We start from the raw sequence: 15,489 nt of genomic DNA on the forward strand, positions 1-15,489 counted from the left end.
GGGCTGATCATCAGTACCGGCCGGCATACGGGAATGCCGTCCCCACCACGTTAGCCACCCGGCCGTCCCCGTCAACAGGTGCCGGGCACAACAGGTCCCGGGTCCGGGGTCCGGACTAGGCCAGCCAGGCGGTGGTGTCGGGCGGCAGCAGGCCGCCCTCGAGTGCGCCGCTGCTGAGCAGCACGGACCCTTCCGGCAGTTCGATGGCCGCACCGCCGAAGTTGGTGATGCTCTGCCACCCGCCGGGCCGTTGGAAGTGCAGCACGGTAGCCGCGCTCCGGACCCAGAGCAGTTCCTCCGGACCCTGCTGCTTTCCGCGCAGCTCCAAGGCACGGCGGTAGAAATTCAGGGTCGAGTCCCCGTCCTGCTCCTGGGCGGAGACGGCAGCCCGCGCGAAGTCGCCGGGCTGGGGCAGATGGGCGGAGCCGGTGCCGAAGCCGAAGCACGGGCCTTCCGCGGTCCAGGGCAGGGGTACCCGGCACCCGTCACGGCCCTTGTCCACACCCGCGTTGCGGTGGAACGTTGGATCCTGCCGGTCTGCGTCCGGGATCTCCGCCACTTCGTGCAGGCCCAGTTCCTCCCCCTGGTACAGGTAGGCCGAACCCGGCAGCGCGAGCATCAGCAGCGTGGCGGCCCGCGCCCGACGCAGGCCCAGCTCGCGGTCCAGCGCCGGTTCGGTGCCGCCCGAGAAGACCCACGCTTTTCCGTCCTGTCCTTTTTTGCTGCCTGCCGGAGCGGGCGGCAGGCCGTACCGCGTGGCGTGCCGGACGACGTCGTGGTTGGACAGCACCCAGGTGGAGGAGGCTCCGGTGGCAGCGGCCTGGTCCAGGTTGGCAGTGATGACCTCCCGGAACCGGGCGGCATCGAAGTCCGCCTGGAGCAGGTCGAAGTTGAACGCCTGGCCCAGGCCTTCGGGACTGGCGTACCGCCCGCGGCGCGAGGCATGCACCCAGGCCTCGGCAACCGCCGTGCGCGGAGGATCGTACTCGTTGAACAGCTTCCGCCACTCGGCATAGATTTGGTGGACCTCGTCACGGTCCCAGAACGGGTGGCCGCCGTCGACACCGTCACCTTCCGGCGTCAGCTCGGCGCTGGCTGCCAGGGGCTCGGTAAGGTCCTTCGCCAGTGCGTGGGCCACATCTATCCGGAAGCCGTCCACACCGCGGTCGGACCAGAAGCGCAGGGTGGTGAGGAACTCCGCGCGCACCTCGGGGTTCTCCCAGTTGAAATCGGGCTGTTCCGGGGCGAACAGGTGCAGGTACCACTGCCCGTCCGGCACCTGCTCCCAGGCGCTGCCGCCGAAGACAGACTGCCAGTCCGAGGGCGGCAGGCTTCCGCCGGGTCCTGTTCCGTCCCGGAAGATGTACCGGTTGCGGGCCGGGGAGCCCTTGGGGGACGCCAGCGCTTCCTGGAACCAGGCGTGGCGGTTGGAGGAGTGGTTCGGGACGATGTCCACGATCAGTTTGATGCCGGCGGAGTGCAGTGCCGCGGCAAGGTCATCGAAGTCGTCCAGGCCGCCCAGGCGCGGATCGACGGCGCGGTAGTCGTCGACGTCGTACCCGCCGTCCGCGAGCGCCGAGGGGTAGAACGGGCTCAGCCAGACGGCGTCGACCCCCAGTTGCGCAAGGTACGGAACCTTGGCCGTGATGCCGGGCAGGTCACCGAGGCCGTCTGCGTTCGAATCCGAGAAGCTGCGCGGATAGATCTGGTAGACGGCGGCCTGCCGCCACCAGTGCGGATCCTTCATCGGGTCGGCGTGGAACGGCTGTGCGGAAGCGGTCAAGGCGGTCCTTCGGGTATGCGGCGTTTATGCGTTCCCTGGACTCTACCAACGGGTGTGGCACAGCTGACATCTCAGGGGGCGGCGGCCCGGCGTTCGAGCACCTCCCGTTCGCGGCGGTTCCGGGCCAGGGCTGCGGCAGCAGAAAATTCGGCCCGGGCCTCGTCCGTCCGGCCGAGCCTTGCCAGCAGCTCGGCCCGCACACTGGGCAACAGATGGGATCCCCGCAGTGCACCTTCGGCCGCCAGGCGGTCCACGATGGCCAAGGCAGCTTCCGGGCCTGTCGCCATGGACACTGCCACCGCCCGGTTCAGTTCAACCACGGGACCGGGGGAGAGCCGCCCCAGTGCTTCGTAGAGCACCACGATGCGGGGCCAGTCCGTGAGCCCGGGCCGTGCGGCCGTGGCGTGGCACTGCGCGATAGCGGCCTGCAGGGCATAGCTCCCGCGTGTGAGGCCGAGTTCCTCCGACAGCCCGTCGGCACGGGCAAGGCCGGCCACGCCGCGGTGGATCTGCGCCCGGTCCCAGCGGGTGCGGTCCTGGTCCGCCAGCAGGACGGGCGCACCGCCGGGACCGGTGCGGGCGGCGAAGCGGGAGGCGGAGAATTCCAGCAGGGCCACCAGCGCGTGTGCTTCCGGTACCCGGGGGACCAGTCCGGCGAGGACCCTTCCGATCCGCAGCGCTTCGTTCGCCAGGTCCGGTCGGGTCCAGTTCTCGCCGCTGGTCGCCGCGTACCCTTCGGTGAACATCAGGTAGATGACATGCAGCACCCCGCGCAGCCGCGGCGTCCACTCATTGGGCTCCGGCGGTTCAAAGGGAACCCTGGCCGCCGCCAGGGTTTTCCGGGCCCGGACAATGCGCTGCTGCACTGTGGCTGTGGGGACCAGGAACAGCCGGGCAATTTCGTCGGTGCGCAGCGACCCCACCACCCGCAGGGTCAAGGCAATCTGTGCCTCCGTGGAGAGCACCGGATGGCAGGCCGTGAACAGCAGCCGAAGCACATCGTCGGGCAGCGGGTCCCACTCCGGGGCTGCCTCGTCCTGCGCCCGGCGTGCCAGCATCTCGTAGCGGTCCTGAAGCCGCTCGGCCCGCCGCCACCTGTCGATGGCCCGGCGTTTGGCCACCGTACTGATCCAGGCACCGGGGTTGCGGGGAATGCCGGTTCCGCTCCATGAGGCCAGGGCCTCGGCGACGGCGTCCTGCGCGGCGTCCTCGGCAAGGCCGACGTCGCCGGTCACCCGGGCCAGGGCAGCCACAATCCGGGCGCCTTCGATGCGCCACAGGGCATCGAGGCGTCCCCGGACTGCTGCCGCGGAATCCACGGCTATCTGTTCTCCGCGTTCAGGTTCTCCTCTTCCTGACGCCACAGCTCTTCCTTCCGGATGTATTCGTTGTCCGCAAAGTCGGCGAAATCGTCGGCTTCATTCACGCGCCGGACCTCGAGTTTGGACCCGGGACCAAGCGGCGCACGGCTGGCCCACTCCGCGGCCTCCTCACGGGAGCCCACCTGCACAATCCAAAATCCGTTGAAGAGTTCGTGGGTTTCGCCGTAGGGGCCGTCGGTGACCAGCGGCGGATCCTCGGAGAAATCCACCACCAACCCGCTGCCCTCGGAGACGTCCGCCAGGCCTTCGCCTCCGATCATCACTCCGGCATTGATCATCGACTCGTTGTAGGCACCCATCTGGTTGATGATCTGCTCAAACGGGATGGCCTTGGACGCCTGCAGCGCCTCGTCGGTGGCCCGCATGATGAACATGTACTTCATGGCACTCTCCTTGCTGCTTGTTTTATGGAAGGTGCTGATGCGCCTCCTACTATGACGTCGAACGGGCAGGATGGATATCGACAGCAGAGAAGAATTTTCCTGGCGCCGGAGTGCGGGCAGCCTCAGTGCCAGCAGCCGTTCAGCCGACGGCGGCGATGCCGCGTGTCTGGTTGCGTCCCGGCCTTTCGGCCAGCCGGACCGGGTCCTACAGTGTGGTGCATGGCCGGGATTAGGGTGCGCCTGCTGGGGCCGCCGTCGATCGAGTGCCCAGCCGGTGACGGGAGGCAGCCCCGTGGCCGGAAGGGTTGGGGGCTGCTCACCTATCTGCTGCTGCACCGCATTCCCACTCCGCGCGGCCAGCTGGCCGCGATGCTGTTTCCCGATGCCGGGGATCCGCTCGGGGCGCTGCGCTGGCACCTGTCGGATCTGCGCCGCGTGCTGGGCCCGGGCTCGGTGCTGCAGGGCGACCCGCTGATCCTGCGGCTGCCGCCGTCGTCGTCCTGCGACGCCGATACCGCCGCACCTTGGTCAGCGGACACCGCGTCCGCCGAACTCCTTGAGCGGCTGGAGTTCGCTGACTGCCCCGGCTTCGATACCTGGCTGACCGTGGAACGTCACCGGCTGCGGCACTTCGTTGAAACAGCGGCCTACGAAAAGGGGTTGGCTGCCCTCGCCGACGGCGATACCGGCAGTGCCGTGAAGTTCGCCGGGCAGGCCGTTCGCCTGGACCCGCTGAACGGTGACTTCCATGCCCTGCTTGTCCGCGCCCTCCTGGCCGTCGGGGACCGCAGCGGAGCCCGGGACCAGGCCGCCCGGTGCACCCGCCTTTTTGCCGAACACCTTGGCCTGGGCATGCCCGCTGAAGTCCAGCAGGCCCTGGCCGCCCCGGATGTCAGGATCAGTGCCCTGCCGGCCACCGCCGTCGCGGTCAGGTCCTATCTGGAAGCGGCCGCGTCCTGCCTCGCCGCCGGTGCCGCCACGCCCGCGTTGGCGCACCTGCGGGTGGCCGGCGGCCTGGCCGAACGGACCCGGAACCGCCAGCTGCAGGCCGAGGCACTTCTGGCCCTGGCGGGAGCCCTGATCCACGGTGCCGGCGGCCGCGGCGCCGAGGTCGCCGACCTGCTGCACCGCGTGGTGTCCCTCTCCGGGCCGGACGGCAGTCCTGCCGTGCAGGCTGCCGCGTACCGGGAACTGGGATTCCTCGCCGTGCAGCGCGGCTTCCCGGCGAGCGGGATTCGCTGGCTGGCCCGGGCGTTGGCGTTGGCGTCGGCGGCCGGACTGGCGGACGAAACGGCCAGGGTGTTGGGCGTCCGCGGAATGCTGGCCACCGATACCGCTGACTATCCCGCAGCCGCCGAAGCGCTGGCCACATCGACGGGCCTGAGTACCGACGGCGGCAACCTCCGGCAGGCGGCGTTCGCCCGTGCCATGCTGGGCCGGCTATACCTGCTGACCGGGCAGCACGGCACCGCCGCTGAGGAACTGGACGCGTCCCTGATGCTCCTCGCGAGTGAGCACTGGACCGCGTTCCGACCGCTGGTGGAGGCCCTGAGAAGCGAGGCATATCTGCTTTCCGGCGCTTCGGTGGAAGCGGCGGAGCTGGCCGACCACGCGGTCGCGCTGGCCGAGGCGTTCGGGGACCGCTGTTATCTGGACTCGGCGTTCCAGGCCAAGGCCCGGGTCCTGCTGGCTGCCGGCGACCGGGCTGCTGCGGGAGAGTGGATCCGCCGCGGGCTGCGCCCCGACCCCTGGTACCGCTGGTTCCGGGGACGGAACCTGGAATTCGCCTGCACGGTTGCGCTGCATTCGGATCCCCCGCTGGCACTCGTGTACGCACGGGAGCTCAGCGAGTTGTCCAGCCGCTACGGGCACGACGAGCTCACCGTCCGGGCCTATTCCTTCCGGGCGGCGCTGGGGGACTCGGCCGTGGAAACGGCTATTCCGCTGCTGGCCGCCCGCATCACCAATCCCCGGCTGCGGGCTGACCTTGCCGGCCTTGCACACGGCACCGCACACGCCGGGATCGGACACTGACGGGGTCAGGCAGCACAAGGGGCGCAATGCAAGCCCCTCAAACGCAAGGACGTGAGGATCATGACGGACACACAAACCAGCCCCGACCGGGAACTGAAGGCGAAGCTCCGGGCGGTATGGGCGCTCGGGAACTATCCGGCCGTGGCCAGCGAGATCATTCCCGGCCTGGGACCGGTGCTGGTGGAGGCCTGCGGTGTTACGGACCGGGATGAGGTCTTGGACATCGCGGCGGGTACGGGCAACGCAGCAATTCCGGCGGCGGAGACCGGCGCCGCCGTGACAGCCTCGGACCTGACACCGGAACTCCTCGAATCGGGCAAACGGATAGCGCAGTCCCGGGGTGCGTACCTGAACTGGGTGGTGGCCGACGCCGAATCGCTTCCGTTCGCGGACGGCTCCTTCGACGCGGTGATCTCCTGCGTCGGAGTGATGTTCGCTCCGCACCACGGGCCGGCGGCGTCGGAAATGGTGCGTGTGTGCCGGCCCGGCGGAAGGATCGGGCTGATCAACTGGACCCCGGAAGGATTCATCGGGCGCATGTTCGCCGCCATGAAGCCGTACGCGCCGCCTCCGCCTCCCGGAGCGCAGCCGCCGCCGTTGTGGGGAAACCCCGAGCATGTGGAGTCTCTCCTGGCGGGCAAGGTGCGGAATTTCACCGCCGAACGCCGGACCCTTCGTGTTGACCGGTTCGCGACGCCGGAGGAGTTCCTGGGCTTTTTCAAAGCGAACTACGGTCCCACCCTCGCCGTGTACAAATCGCTCGGGGACAGCCCGGACCGTGCTGCAGCACTGGATCAGGAACTGCTGGAACTGGCGAGCCGGTTCAGCGCCGGCACGGGCAACACGGCCATGGACTGGGAGTACTTGCTGGTCACGGCGCGGCGCGCCTAGGGGAGTGGCCCAGGGGAGTAGGCCCAGGAGAGTAGGCCCAGGCGAGTAGGCCCAGGCGAGTGGGCCGGGCCCGGCCCGGAGAGGTCGGCTCCGCGCACCAGGAAGTCCCGCCGCGCACAGCGTCCCACTGAGTGGGGCGTATGTGACTGGAGGGTTCATTTTCTCCCCATGCGTCACAAACCTCGGGATCCTGTGGGAATCAGCCGCACCTTGTGTACAGCTGATGCTGCCTGCGGGCGATCCAACAGCATCAGCTGTACACAAGCGGAACGGACCGGCGTCCGTCGTGAGGCATGGATGCTGCCGGAGAGTCGGCCCGGGAATTCGGCATTCGGTCAGCCGCTTGTCTATCAAGCCGCCGGTTGTGGGTGCAGGACGGTTTCCGTGCGAGCCTGGCCCTCCGGGCCGGGGAACCCGCCCCGGGGGAACCCCCTTCTCAACGCTAGTTGACATAATGTAGATTATCGGCGTTATAAACGGGGTGCCGGAAGTGGCGTAAACCACAGATATTCCCCAATCGTCCATCCGGCCCCGATTGCCCGCTAATCCCCCGTTTTCGCCGCATTTTCCGGAAATTACCAGCGTCCGTCGTTTTCCGCGCAGGCTCCGGCGCCGTGGATGCTGTCCCGTACTGAAAGGCCGCCAACGGCTGGGGGCCCCAAAACGGCTGACCAGGTCCGACGGTTTCCGTCCCCTTGGCGCCCGATGCGCCGCCGCGTACTCAGTTGACATAACGTCCTCCGGGAACCCGGTTGGGTGATCTGCACGGCTTTACATAACCGCCGCTCGGCCCCTGCCCTGCCCGGGAAACCGCCTGACCTGGTCGCGCGCCTTTCAGCCGGCGCCAGCCGCGCAAGGCGTAGCTTCCCGGGTTGACATAATGCCCCGATCAGCTGCTCGGTCGGGGCTGCGCGGATTGACATAACCGGCTGCTCAACACTGCCCTGCCGTGCCCTGCAGGGTGACCTGGCCCCGGCCGGCCCGGGCATGAAAGCGGGAATACAAAGTTCCGACGGGACGTTGATCACTTTCCTGCCGTATTTCGTCATCCGTGGCCCGCCACGCCTGTACGGTTTGGTGCAGCGACTTTCGTTGCCCTATATGATCTACGCTTCACCCCCACAATCAGGAGATAAGCACAAGAAAATGGCTACCGATTACGATGCCCCGCGCGTCAAGGAAGAAGACCAGCACACAGACTCCCTCGAGGGTCTGAAAGCTCAGCAGCGTGGCGGAGCGATGACAGCAGTCATCGATGTCGAAGAGTCAGACGCCATTGACGGTTTCGACCTTCCGGGTGCGGATCTTTCCGGCGAGGAACTGCTCATCAAGGTGGTTCCCCCGCAGGCAGACGAGTTCACCTGCATGTCCTGCTTCCTCGTACGCCACCGTTCGCAGATTGCCCGCGAAAAAAACGGCGAGGCCTACTGCGTGGACTGCGAGGGCTAGTCACTCCCCGAGCCGCCCAGCCGGGTTCCGCCAGACGGCGGACCCGGCTGTTTGTCTTTAACGGCCGGACCCGCGCCGTAGACTCTGCGCATGCCTACTTCCCTTCCCCCGTCCGCCCTGCCGCTCACCCCTGCGGACCGGGCACTCGTGGACCTGGCCCGGTGCACCATTGACGCTGCCACCGACGCCGGGCCCGACGAAGACGGCATCCACACCATGGGCGCGGCGGTCCGCACGGCCGACGGCGGGATGCACGCGGGTGTGAACCTCTATCACTTCACCGGCGGTCCCTGCGCCGAACTTGTTGCCCTGGGCACGGCACGGGCGGCCGGAGCCGCCGAGCCCACCTGCATTGTCGCCGTCGGCAACCATGGCCGCGGTGTCCAAAGCCCGTGCGGCCGGGACCGGCAGGTCCTTGCCGACTACTACCCCGGGATCCGCGTGATCCTGCCAACGCCGGAGGGCCCGGTCAGCATTTCCGCGGGAGACCTGCTGCCACTGGGATTCGTCCCGCCTGCGGCATAACCGCCGGATGCGGGCCGCTCCCCTGCTGCGTGCCTGGACGCAGGCCGACGCTCCGTCCCTCCATGCGGCGTTCGCCGCCGATCCTGGGCTCGAGCACCAGCTGGGCTGCCGGCTCGACGACGTCGGACAGGCCTCCCGGTATCTCCAGACCGCCTGGGTCTCCTATTGGCTCGCTCCGTCCGCGCGGGGACATTCCCTGGCCTCCCGCGGCGTCGCGGCCGCAGCAGCCTGGGCCCTCGGCGACGGCGGCCTTTTCCGCCTCGAGCTGGGACACCGGACCAACAACCCCGCATCCTGCCGGGTGGCGCTGAACGCCGGGTTCCGGCCGGAGGGTATCGAACGGTCGAAACTGCGCTACGGCAAGGACCGCTTCGACGTGGAAACCCATGCGCGGCTTGCCTCCGATCCGGTGCCCGGCATCAGTGCGCTGCCGCTTCAATCCCCCGGCCCCTCCACGTCCTGAACCACTTCATTGCGGCGCAGGAACCACGGCCGGAACGGCGGGTCGAACCGCGCGAAGCGCGGACCGCCCAGAGGGGAGAACCCTTCGGCAGATACTGCAGCCAGCAGGGTATGGAGATGGCTTTGGTAGTTGGCTTCGCTCCAGCGGCCGGAAAACGCCGCAGCAGCCGCCGTCTGACCCGGCACCGAAACAATGCTGACGGCCGGATCCTCAGGTACCGGGGCGGCGGCAGCAGTCAGCTCCGCGGGCAGGACGAAAGCCACGCAGAAGGCTCCCGGAATCGGGCTTGGCTCCAGCAGGACCGGAGCCGTCATCGCCAGGATCTGCCCGTCGGTACCGGACGGCGCCTGTTCCGGCGGGAGCAGGAACGAGTTCCTCCCGCTGATGTACGCGTAGAGGTGCCGGAAGCCGGCATTGCCCGCCCCCTGGAAGCCTGCATTCACGGTGACCTGGGCCACGAGGTGCGCGGGGTAATGGCGCAACTCGAAACCCGGATACCGCCCCAGGACGCTGTACGTCTGCTGCTCGGTCATGGTGCCCACGACGTTACGCCGCCCTGGCTGCGCGCGAACACCGTAGCGGCCACTAGGATGAAGCGGTGCCCACAGATTCCACCGCCCTGCTGCGCGACCTGGTCCTGCCGATGCTTGAGCAGGAGCTCGTGCCGATAGTCCAACTGGGGCACCCCGCCCTCCGCCGTGAGGCGCTGCCCTTCGACGGCGAACTGGACGCCGCCGAACTGGACGCTCTCGTTGCGCTCATGCGCCGGGTCATGCATGCCGCCCCCGGCGTGGGACTGGCTGCACCCCAACTGGGTATTCCGCTCCAGATCGCGGTGCTGGAAGACACCTTCGACGCCGGTGCCGAGGCCTCCGCCCTCCGGGAGCGGGTTCCCCTGCCGTTCTTCACCATCATCAATCCCCGGTACGAAGCCGACGGAGACGAGACCGCCGCGTTCTTCGAAGGCTGCCTGTCCTTCGAGGGCTACCAAGGCGTGGTCCGCCGGCCCCGTTCCGTGGTGCTGGACTACACCGACCTGCAGTCCCGGCAGCGCATGGAGCGCTTCAGCGGCTGGCAGGCGCGGATAGTCCAACATGAAACGGACCATCTCTTCGGAACCGTGTACGTGGACAAGATGCTTCCCCGGTCCCTGTGCAGCAACGCCGAATACGCCCGCCGCTGGGCCTCACCGGGTATCGGCGAGGCCCAGCGGATACTGGGCTTCTAGGCCAGGCGGGTTCTAGGGTCGGCAGGTTCCAGGCTCGGCAGGTTCTAGGTCAGCCAGGTTCTAGGCACGCGCAGGCTCCGGCGTGCGGGCCTGCTCCGGGGCCGGGTTCTGCGGCGTCGGCAGCCAGCGGGCCCACCATGCGAGCAGATGCTCGAAGCGCCGCCGCCGGTGCCACGGCGTGCCGCTGCGTGAGAGCTCGTGGTTTTCGCCCGGGAAGAGCAGCAGCTCGGTAGGCACCGACCGCAGCTTTAAGGCGGTGTAATACCGCTGGGCCTGTTCCACCGGACAGCGCAGGTCCTCTTCGGAATGGACCACGAACGTGGGGGTGCGGACGGAGTCCACGCACGCCATCGGGCTCTGCGCCTGCACGGCGGCCGGATCCGTGCCGGTGTAGCCGGCGCTGAAGAACCAGCCGATGTCCGCGGAGCCGACAAAGGACAGGGGATCCAGGAAGCCGCGTTCCACCACGGCGGCAGTGAACCGGTGGTCGTGCGCGATGGTCCATGCCGTGAGATAGCCGCCGTAGGATCCGCCCATGATACCCAGCCGGCTTCCGTCCAGTTCCGGATGCGCGGCCAGCGCACCGTCTACGAACGCCAGCACGTCGGCCAGGTCCAGGGTGCCCATGGCTTCCTTGATGCTTCGGCCGTGCGCCTGCCCGTAGCCGGCTGACCCGCGGGGGTTGCACATCAGCACCGCGTAACCGGCGTTGGTGTAGACCTGTGTCTCGTCGAAATAGCCCCAGCCGTACTGGGCGAACGGACCGCCGTGGATGTTCAGCAGCACCGGGTGCGGGCCGGGCCCCTCGGGCAGCGCCAGCCAGCCGTGCACGGGATAGCCGTCCCCGGAGGGATGGGTTTCCTCCACCGGCAGCGTCACTGCGGTTTCCCGGCGCAGCGCGTCGGAGAAGTCCGTGATGGGGCGGAGGCCGCCGGCGTCGACGACGGCGAGGTCGCCGGCCGTCCGCGGGTCGGTGTAGCCGACCACCACTGTGCCGCCCGCGGACCCGGCCGTTTCCACGACCCGAGGCCCCGCCACCAGGACTTCCACGCGTCCGCGCGGATCCACGGCCAGGAGTTCACCTGCCCCGCGCGTCCGGCGAAAGACCAGCACCTCGGCGCCGTGGTGCGGCACCACGGTACCCTCTGCGAGGTCAGCGCTCTCCGGATCCGTCAGTCGGCGCACTGCCGTTGGATCCGCTGCCGGGGCCGCATACAGTGCGGTGTTCCGGGCGACGAAATCGGTGCCGGTGACGGAAACCTCCTGGCCCAGATAGAACAGCCAGTGCCCGTTGGTGCTCTCCACCGGGTCCGAAACCGTCAGCGGGTTGCCGGCGTCGTGGTTGGTAAGCCGGGTCAGGCCGGTGCCGTCGGGGTGGATGCTGAAGACATCGGACACCAGGGACGCATCCAGGTCCGGGGAGGACGTGAACAGGATCCGGCCGCCGTCCGCCGTGAACACCGGCTGCAGATGGTCTGCTGCGTCGGAAGTCAGCTGGACGGCCTCGGGCAGGCCCTTTCCGGACTCGGCGCCGTCCTTGGCCCGGCCCCGCGGCTCGATGTGCGGCTCGGCGTCGAGGTCCGGCAAGACCAAGTGGAAGATCTGCACGGGCTTGTCGCCGGTGTAGCCCACCCCGTTCATCCGGTATTTGAAGGTGGTGATGAGCCGGGGATCCTCAGCGGCGGAACCCACGCCGTCCGTGGTTCCGTACCGGCCTTCCTCCGGTACGCGGGCGGAAAACACCACGCTGCGGCCGTCCGGCGAGAAATTGAACCAGGACACGCCCAGCAATGCGTCAGTCAGCCGGACGGGCTCCCCGCTGCCGGCACCGAGGATGAACAGCTGGGCCGGCTCCCCCGGTGCCGCACGCAGAAACCCGAGGCTGGAACCGTCGGGACTGTACTTCGGCGACGTGTCCCGGAAACCGCGGGTGAGCCGGCGCGGCCGGCCTCCCTGCGTCAGGGGAACCCGCCACAGCTGCCCGGTATAGGCATCGGCGGTGAAGTCCGGCCGGGTCACTGAGACCACGCAGTGCAGGGCATCGGGATGGACGGCCGGAGCGGACAGGGAATTCAGGAGAGGCAGGTCACATGGTTTCACGCTCCGAAGCCTAATGTCCGCGGCCGCCGGGGCCAACCGCCGCCTTAGGATGGACTCATGCCTTCCCTGCCGCTGCTGGTCTGTCCCGTCTGTGGCAGCAGCCTCGAACCCGATTCGGGCAACCGTTCCCTCAGCTGCGCTGCCGGCCATCGATATGATGCGGCCAAGCAGGGCTACTTCAATCTCCTCACAGGCGGCGGCACCAAGTTCCAGGCCGACACTGCCGCCATGGTGCAGGCCCGCACGGACTTCCTCGCGGCCGGGCACTACCAACCCATGGCGGCCGAGCTGGCACGCCTCGTATCGGCAGCAGCACCTCACGCAGGAGCGGTTCTCGACGCCGGCGCCGGCACGGGCTACTACCTCGCCGAGGTGCTTCGGCCGCTTCCCGGGGCCGCCGCGGTGGCACTGGACATTTCCAAGTACGCGCTGCGCCGTGCGGCCCGTGCGCTGCCGGGAAGCTACGCACTGGTGTGGGACGTCTGGCGGCGGCTACCGCTGCGGGATGCCTCCGTGGATGTGGTCCTGAATGTCTTCGCGCCGAGGAACCCGTCCGAATTCCGCCGTGTCCTGGCTCCCGGCGGCATCCTGGCAGTGGTGACTCCGCAGCCTGGGCACCTGCAGGAAATCAGGGCAGGCGCGGCGATGCTGGGTATCGCCGCCGAAAAGGAAGAACGGGTCAGCGCGTCCCTGTCGCCCGGTTTCTCTCCCGTGCAGACCGCACAGTGCACGTACTCCATGCAGCTGGGCAAAGCGGACGTTCGAAACGCCGTGATGATGGGTCCTTCCGCCCGGCACCTGGAGCAGTCTGCCCTTGAACAGACCCTGGCCGGCCTGCCCGACCCCGTCGAGGTGACTGCGTCCTTCACCCTGCAGATCTTCCGCGCGGACTGAGCGCGGACGCACAAAACGTTATCCTTCCGCCGCCCGTAGCCCTAGGTCTGCGGCACGGTCTCGGGCAGAATGTACTAAACGCCCGGTAACCGACGCCGCGCGCTACCGGCGCCAAAGGCGGGGGAACAACCAGGACAAGCGGAACTGTCCGGAAGATAAGGGGAAAACGGATGCAGGATGTCTTCGAATGGATGCTCAGCTACGGCTGGGCCCTCTGGTTGGTGCTTTTCCTCGGATTCGCCGCCGTGGAGGCCCTTACCCTGGACCTGTTCTTCGGCATGCTCGCCGTGGGCGCCCTGGCCGCTATGCTGGCGTCGTTCTTCGCCGCCCCGCTCTTCCTGCAGGTGGTGGTGTTCGCGGTGGTCTCCGTACTCATGATCGGCGTAGTCCGCCCGGTCGCCCTGAAGCACTTGCAGAAGGGCGACAAGGACCAGTTGTCCAATATCGACCGGATAATAGGCGCGCCTGCGCTGACGCTGGAATCCGTGACGGGTTCCTCCGGAACGGTGAAAATCGGCGGCGACACGTGGACTGCCCGCAGCGTTGACGGATCCCCGCTTCCCGCGGGCGTCGAGGTCAGCGTCGCACGCATCGAGGGTGCCACCGCCCTGGTCCAGGCTGCGGGAACGGAAACAAAAGCGGCATCCTGAAGAACCGGCGGCAAAGCCGCCAAACCGAATGCGGGCATTTCCGGAAGGGATCCCGCTGAACCAAACCGCGGGAGCCGCCGGCACCCGCGGAACGCAAGGGGGAACATGAGTGGAACAGCAGTCCTAGTAATTCTCGCCGTCCTGGTGATCTTTGTACTGGTCATCCTGGTCAAGGCGGTCAAGATCGTCCCGCAGGCCCGGGCAGGCGTGGTGGAACGGCTTGGCAAGTACCAGCGCACATTGAATCCCGGCCTGACCATCCTGGTTCCTTTTGTGGACCGGATGCTGCCCCTGCTGGACCTGCGTGAGCAGGTAGTGTCTTTCCCTCCGCAGCAGGTCATCACCGAGGACTCCCTCGTGGTTTCCATCGATACCGTGGTCTACTTCCAGGTCACCGACGCCCGGGCAGCCACCTATGAGATCGCGAACTACATCCAGGCAGTGGAACAGCTGACCACCACCACGCTCCGCAACGTGGTGGGCGGCCTCAACCTGGAAGAGGCGCTGACCTCCCGTGACCAGATCAACGGCCAGCTGCGCGGCGTCCTGGACGACGCCACCGGCCGCTGGGGCATCCGGGTCTCCCGGGTGGAGCTCAAGGCCATTGAACCGCCCCTGTCGATCCAGGATTCCATGGAGAAGCAGATGCGGGCCGAGCGGGAACGGCGCGCAACCATCCTGACGGCCGAAGGCACCAAGCAGTCGCAGATCCTCACCGCCGAAGGCCGCCGGCAGGCCGCCATCCTCGCTGCCGAGGGTGACGCCAAAGCCGCGATCCTCCGGGCCGACGGCGAGGCCCAGGCCATCGCCAAGGTCTTCGATGCCATCCACAAGGGCAATCCGGACCAGAAGCTGCTGGCCTACCAGTACCTGCAGACCCTGCCGAAGCTGGCCGAAGGCACGTCCAACAAACTGTGGATCATTCCCAGCGAGCTCGGCGAAGCCCTCAAGGGTGTCGGCAGCGCACTGGGCGACTTTGTGCCGGACGCGGCCATGCACTCATCCAACGGGAGCACCCCGGCCCAGACCACCGGCCCTGCAGCCGGAGCCTAGCCCCTCCGCTCCCCCTGTTAGCCGATTCCCGTTCGGTGCCGGTATAATCGGTTGTTTGCCGGACAATAGCTGCGGCACCGAACGGGACCGCCGACGGGAACAGCTGCGGCGTCGTCGGCGTTGTATTGGCTGTGACGGCCAGCCTTAGGCACCCTGCCGGTCCGCCTCCGGGCGGCAGGCGGGTACGGCACCGGCATAACAAGGGATCCGCCAGCGGATCCAGCGGATTGAAGAGGGAGAAAAGATGAGCGATCGTAGCCTGCGGGGTATGCGCCTGGGCGCGCAGAGCATGGAGACTGAATCCGGTGTGGAGCCGGCTCCCCGCCAGCGGGTGGAATACCGCTGTGAGGACGGCGAGCGTGTTTTCGTAACTTTCGCTGCCGAAGCGGACGTTCCTCCGGTCTGGATCTCCAAGACCGGCAAGGAAGCGCTTCTGGTGGACGGCGAGAAGCCGGACACCAGCAACGACAAGCCGGTGCGGACGCACTGGGACATGCTGCTGGAACGACGCAGCATCGAGGAACTTGAAACGATCCTCCAGGACCGCCTGACGATCCTGCGCGAACGCCGCGGAGAGCGCACCAGCGCCTAGATCCCTGCGGTGCCCTGGTCCGGTGAACGGACAAGGGCGCTTAGAGACAAAAAAGCGGGGCG

The 15,489-nt window shown here is 67.9% G+C and carries 15 protein-coding genes; 10 read left to right on the forward strand and 5 right to left on the reverse strand.

The features are described from left to right. Window positions 1-115: 115 nt before the first annotated feature. From NNX35_RS08420 to NNX35_RS08430, 3 genes are all read right to left on the reverse strand, one after another. Window positions 116-1,747 (reverse strand): glycoside hydrolase family 13 protein, encoded by a 1,632-nt coding sequence (locus tag NNX35_RS08420; protein WP_255867807.1) that lies wholly within the window; start codon window positions 1,745-1,747, stop codon window positions 116-118. A 107-nt stretch (window positions 1,748-1,854) separates the two neighbouring features. Beyond that, the gene (locus tag NNX35_RS08425) at window positions 1,855-3,102 is read right to left on the reverse strand and encodes an RNA polymerase sigma factor (protein ID WP_370647030.1); all 1,248 of its coding nucleotides are present in this window, start codon (window positions 3,100-3,102) and stop codon (window positions 1,855-1,857) included. A 2-nt stretch (window positions 3,103-3,104) separates the two neighbouring features. Then, window positions 3,105-3,548: a YciI family protein gene (locus tag NNX35_RS08430; RefSeq protein WP_255766257.1), complete on the reverse strand. Its 444-nt coding sequence runs from the start codon at window positions 3,546-3,548 to the stop codon at window positions 3,105-3,107. A 219-nt stretch (window positions 3,549-3,767) separates the two neighbouring features. Between NNX35_RS08430 and NNX35_RS08435 the strand changes: the two genes are divergently transcribed. From NNX35_RS08435 to NNX35_RS08455, 5 genes are all read left to right on the forward strand, one after another. Further along, on the forward strand, window positions 3,768-5,582 hold the full coding sequence (locus NNX35_RS08435; RefSeq protein ID WP_255867486.1) for a BTAD domain-containing putative transcriptional regulator: 1,815 nt from the start codon (window positions 3,768-3,770) through the stop codon (window positions 5,580-5,582). 60 nt (window positions 5,583-5,642) lie between these two features. Further along, window positions 5,643-6,473, forward strand: a complete 831-nt coding sequence (locus tag NNX35_RS08440; protein ID WP_255867487.1) for a class I SAM-dependent methyltransferase — start codon at window positions 5,643-5,645, stop codon at window positions 6,471-6,473. Window positions 6,474-7,619: 1,146 nt separating this feature from the next. Beyond that, window positions 7,620-7,922, forward strand: coding sequence for a DUF4193 domain-containing protein (locus tag NNX35_RS08445; RefSeq protein WP_227911407.1), 303 nt, complete (start codon window positions 7,620-7,622; stop codon window positions 7,920-7,922). A 90-nt stretch (window positions 7,923-8,012) separates the two neighbouring features. Then, window positions 8,013-8,447, forward strand: coding sequence for a cytidine deaminase (locus NNX35_RS08450; RefSeq protein ID WP_255867488.1), 435 nt, complete (start codon window positions 8,013-8,015; stop codon window positions 8,445-8,447). A gap of 7 nt (window positions 8,448-8,454) precedes the next feature. After that, the gene (locus tag NNX35_RS08455; RefSeq protein WP_255867489.1) at window positions 8,455-8,910 is read left to right on the forward strand and encodes a GNAT family N-acetyltransferase; all 456 of its coding nucleotides are present in this window, start codon (window positions 8,455-8,457) and stop codon (window positions 8,908-8,910) included. Here the strand turns inward: NNX35_RS08455 and NNX35_RS08460 are convergent. Continuing rightward, window positions 8,883-9,443 carry a heme-binding protein gene (locus NNX35_RS08460; protein ID WP_255867490.1) on the reverse strand — a complete coding sequence of 187 codons (561 nt, stop codon included), beginning with the start codon at window positions 9,441-9,443 and terminating at the stop codon, window positions 8,883-8,885. The genes NNX35_RS08455 and NNX35_RS08460 overlap by 28 nt on opposite strands. 65 nt (window positions 9,444-9,508) lie before the next feature. Between NNX35_RS08460 and NNX35_RS08465 the strand changes: the two genes are divergently transcribed. After that, window positions 9,509-10,138, forward strand: a complete 630-nt coding sequence (locus tag NNX35_RS08465; protein ID WP_370647000.1) for a peptide deformylase — start codon at window positions 9,509-9,511, stop codon at window positions 10,136-10,138. Between the two features lie 60 nt (window positions 10,139-10,198). Here NNX35_RS08465 and NNX35_RS08470 read toward each other — a convergent pair whose 3' ends face one another. Continuing rightward, window positions 10,199-12,238, reverse strand: a complete 2,040-nt coding sequence (locus NNX35_RS08470; RefSeq protein ID WP_255867491.1) for a S9 family peptidase — start codon at window positions 12,236-12,238, stop codon at window positions 10,199-10,201. A 57-nt stretch (window positions 12,239-12,295) separates the two neighbouring features. Here NNX35_RS08470 and NNX35_RS08475 point away from each other — a divergent pair, with 57 nt between their 5' ends. The 4 genes from NNX35_RS08475 to NNX35_RS08490 all read left to right on the forward strand — a co-directional run bounded on the left by NNX35_RS08475 (window position 12,296) and on the right by NNX35_RS08490 (window position 15,427). Next, window positions 12,296-13,132: a putative RNA methyltransferase gene (locus NNX35_RS08475; protein WP_255766250.1), complete on the forward strand. Its 837-nt coding sequence runs from the start codon at window positions 12,296-12,298 to the stop codon at window positions 13,130-13,132. Window positions 13,133-13,302: 170 nt separating this feature from the next. Beyond that, window positions 13,303-13,782 (forward strand): NfeD family protein, encoded by a 480-nt coding sequence (locus NNX35_RS08480; RefSeq protein WP_255862988.1) that lies wholly within the window; start codon window positions 13,303-13,305, stop codon window positions 13,780-13,782. A 105-nt stretch (window positions 13,783-13,887) separates the two neighbouring features. Beyond that, complete coding sequence (locus NNX35_RS08485) at window positions 13,888-14,835, forward strand: SPFH domain-containing protein (RefSeq protein WP_255867492.1); 948 nt, start codon at window positions 13,888-13,890, stop codon at window positions 14,833-14,835. Window positions 14,836-15,079: 244 nt separating this feature from the next. Continuing rightward, window positions 15,080-15,427 (forward strand): RNA polymerase-binding protein RbpA, encoded by a 348-nt coding sequence (locus NNX35_RS08490; protein ID WP_227921562.1) that lies wholly within the window; start codon window positions 15,080-15,082, stop codon window positions 15,425-15,427. The last annotated feature ends 62 nt before the right edge of the window (window positions 15,428-15,489 follow it).

Origin of the sequence: Arthrobacter sp. zg-Y844 (assembly GCF_024385465.1) — a bacterium.
In the GTDB taxonomy this organism is placed as follows: domain Bacteria; phylum Actinomycetota; class Actinomycetes; order Actinomycetales; family Micrococcaceae; genus Arthrobacter_B.

Coding starts and splice junctions, on each gene's coding strand:
- NNX35_RS08420 (WP_255867807.1), bottom strand. CDS start 1,747: ATGAAGGATCCGCACTGGTGGCGGCAGGCCGCCGTCTACCAGATCTAT.
- NNX35_RS08430 (WP_255766257.1), bottom strand. CDS start 3,548: ATGAAGTACATGTTCATCATGCGGGCCACCGACGAGGCGCTGCAGGCG.
- NNX35_RS08435 (WP_255867486.1), top strand. CDS start 3,768: ATGGCCGGGATTAGGGTGCGCCTGCTGGGGCCGCCGTCGATCGAGTGC.
- NNX35_RS08440 (WP_255867487.1), top strand. CDS start 5,643: ATGACGGACACACAAACCAGCCCCGACCGGGAACTGAAGGCGAAGCTC.
- NNX35_RS08445 (WP_227911407.1), top strand. CDS start 7,620: ATGGCTACCGATTACGATGCCCCGCGCGTCAAGGAAGAAGACCAGCAC.
- NNX35_RS08450 (WP_255867488.1), top strand. CDS start 8,013: ATGCCTACTTCCCTTCCCCCGTCCGCCCTGCCGCTCACCCCTGCGGAC.
- NNX35_RS08455 (WP_255867489.1), top strand. CDS start 8,455: ATGCGGGCCGCTCCCCTGCTGCGTGCCTGGACGCAGGCCGACGCTCCG.
- NNX35_RS08460 (WP_255867490.1), bottom strand. CDS start 9,443: ATGACCGAGCAGCAGACGTACAGCGTCCTGGGGCGGTATCCGGGTTTC.
- NNX35_RS08475 (WP_255766250.1), top strand. CDS start 12,296: ATGCCTTCCCTGCCGCTGCTGGTCTGTCCCGTCTGTGGCAGCAGCCTC.
- NNX35_RS08480 (WP_255862988.1), top strand. CDS start 13,303: ATGCAGGATGTCTTCGAATGGATGCTCAGCTACGGCTGGGCCCTCTGG.
- NNX35_RS08485 (WP_255867492.1), top strand. CDS start 13,888: ATGAGTGGAACAGCAGTCCTAGTAATTCTCGCCGTCCTGGTGATCTTT.
- NNX35_RS08490 (WP_227921562.1), top strand. CDS start 15,080: ATGAGCGATCGTAGCCTGCGGGGTATGCGCCTGGGCGCGCAGAGCATG.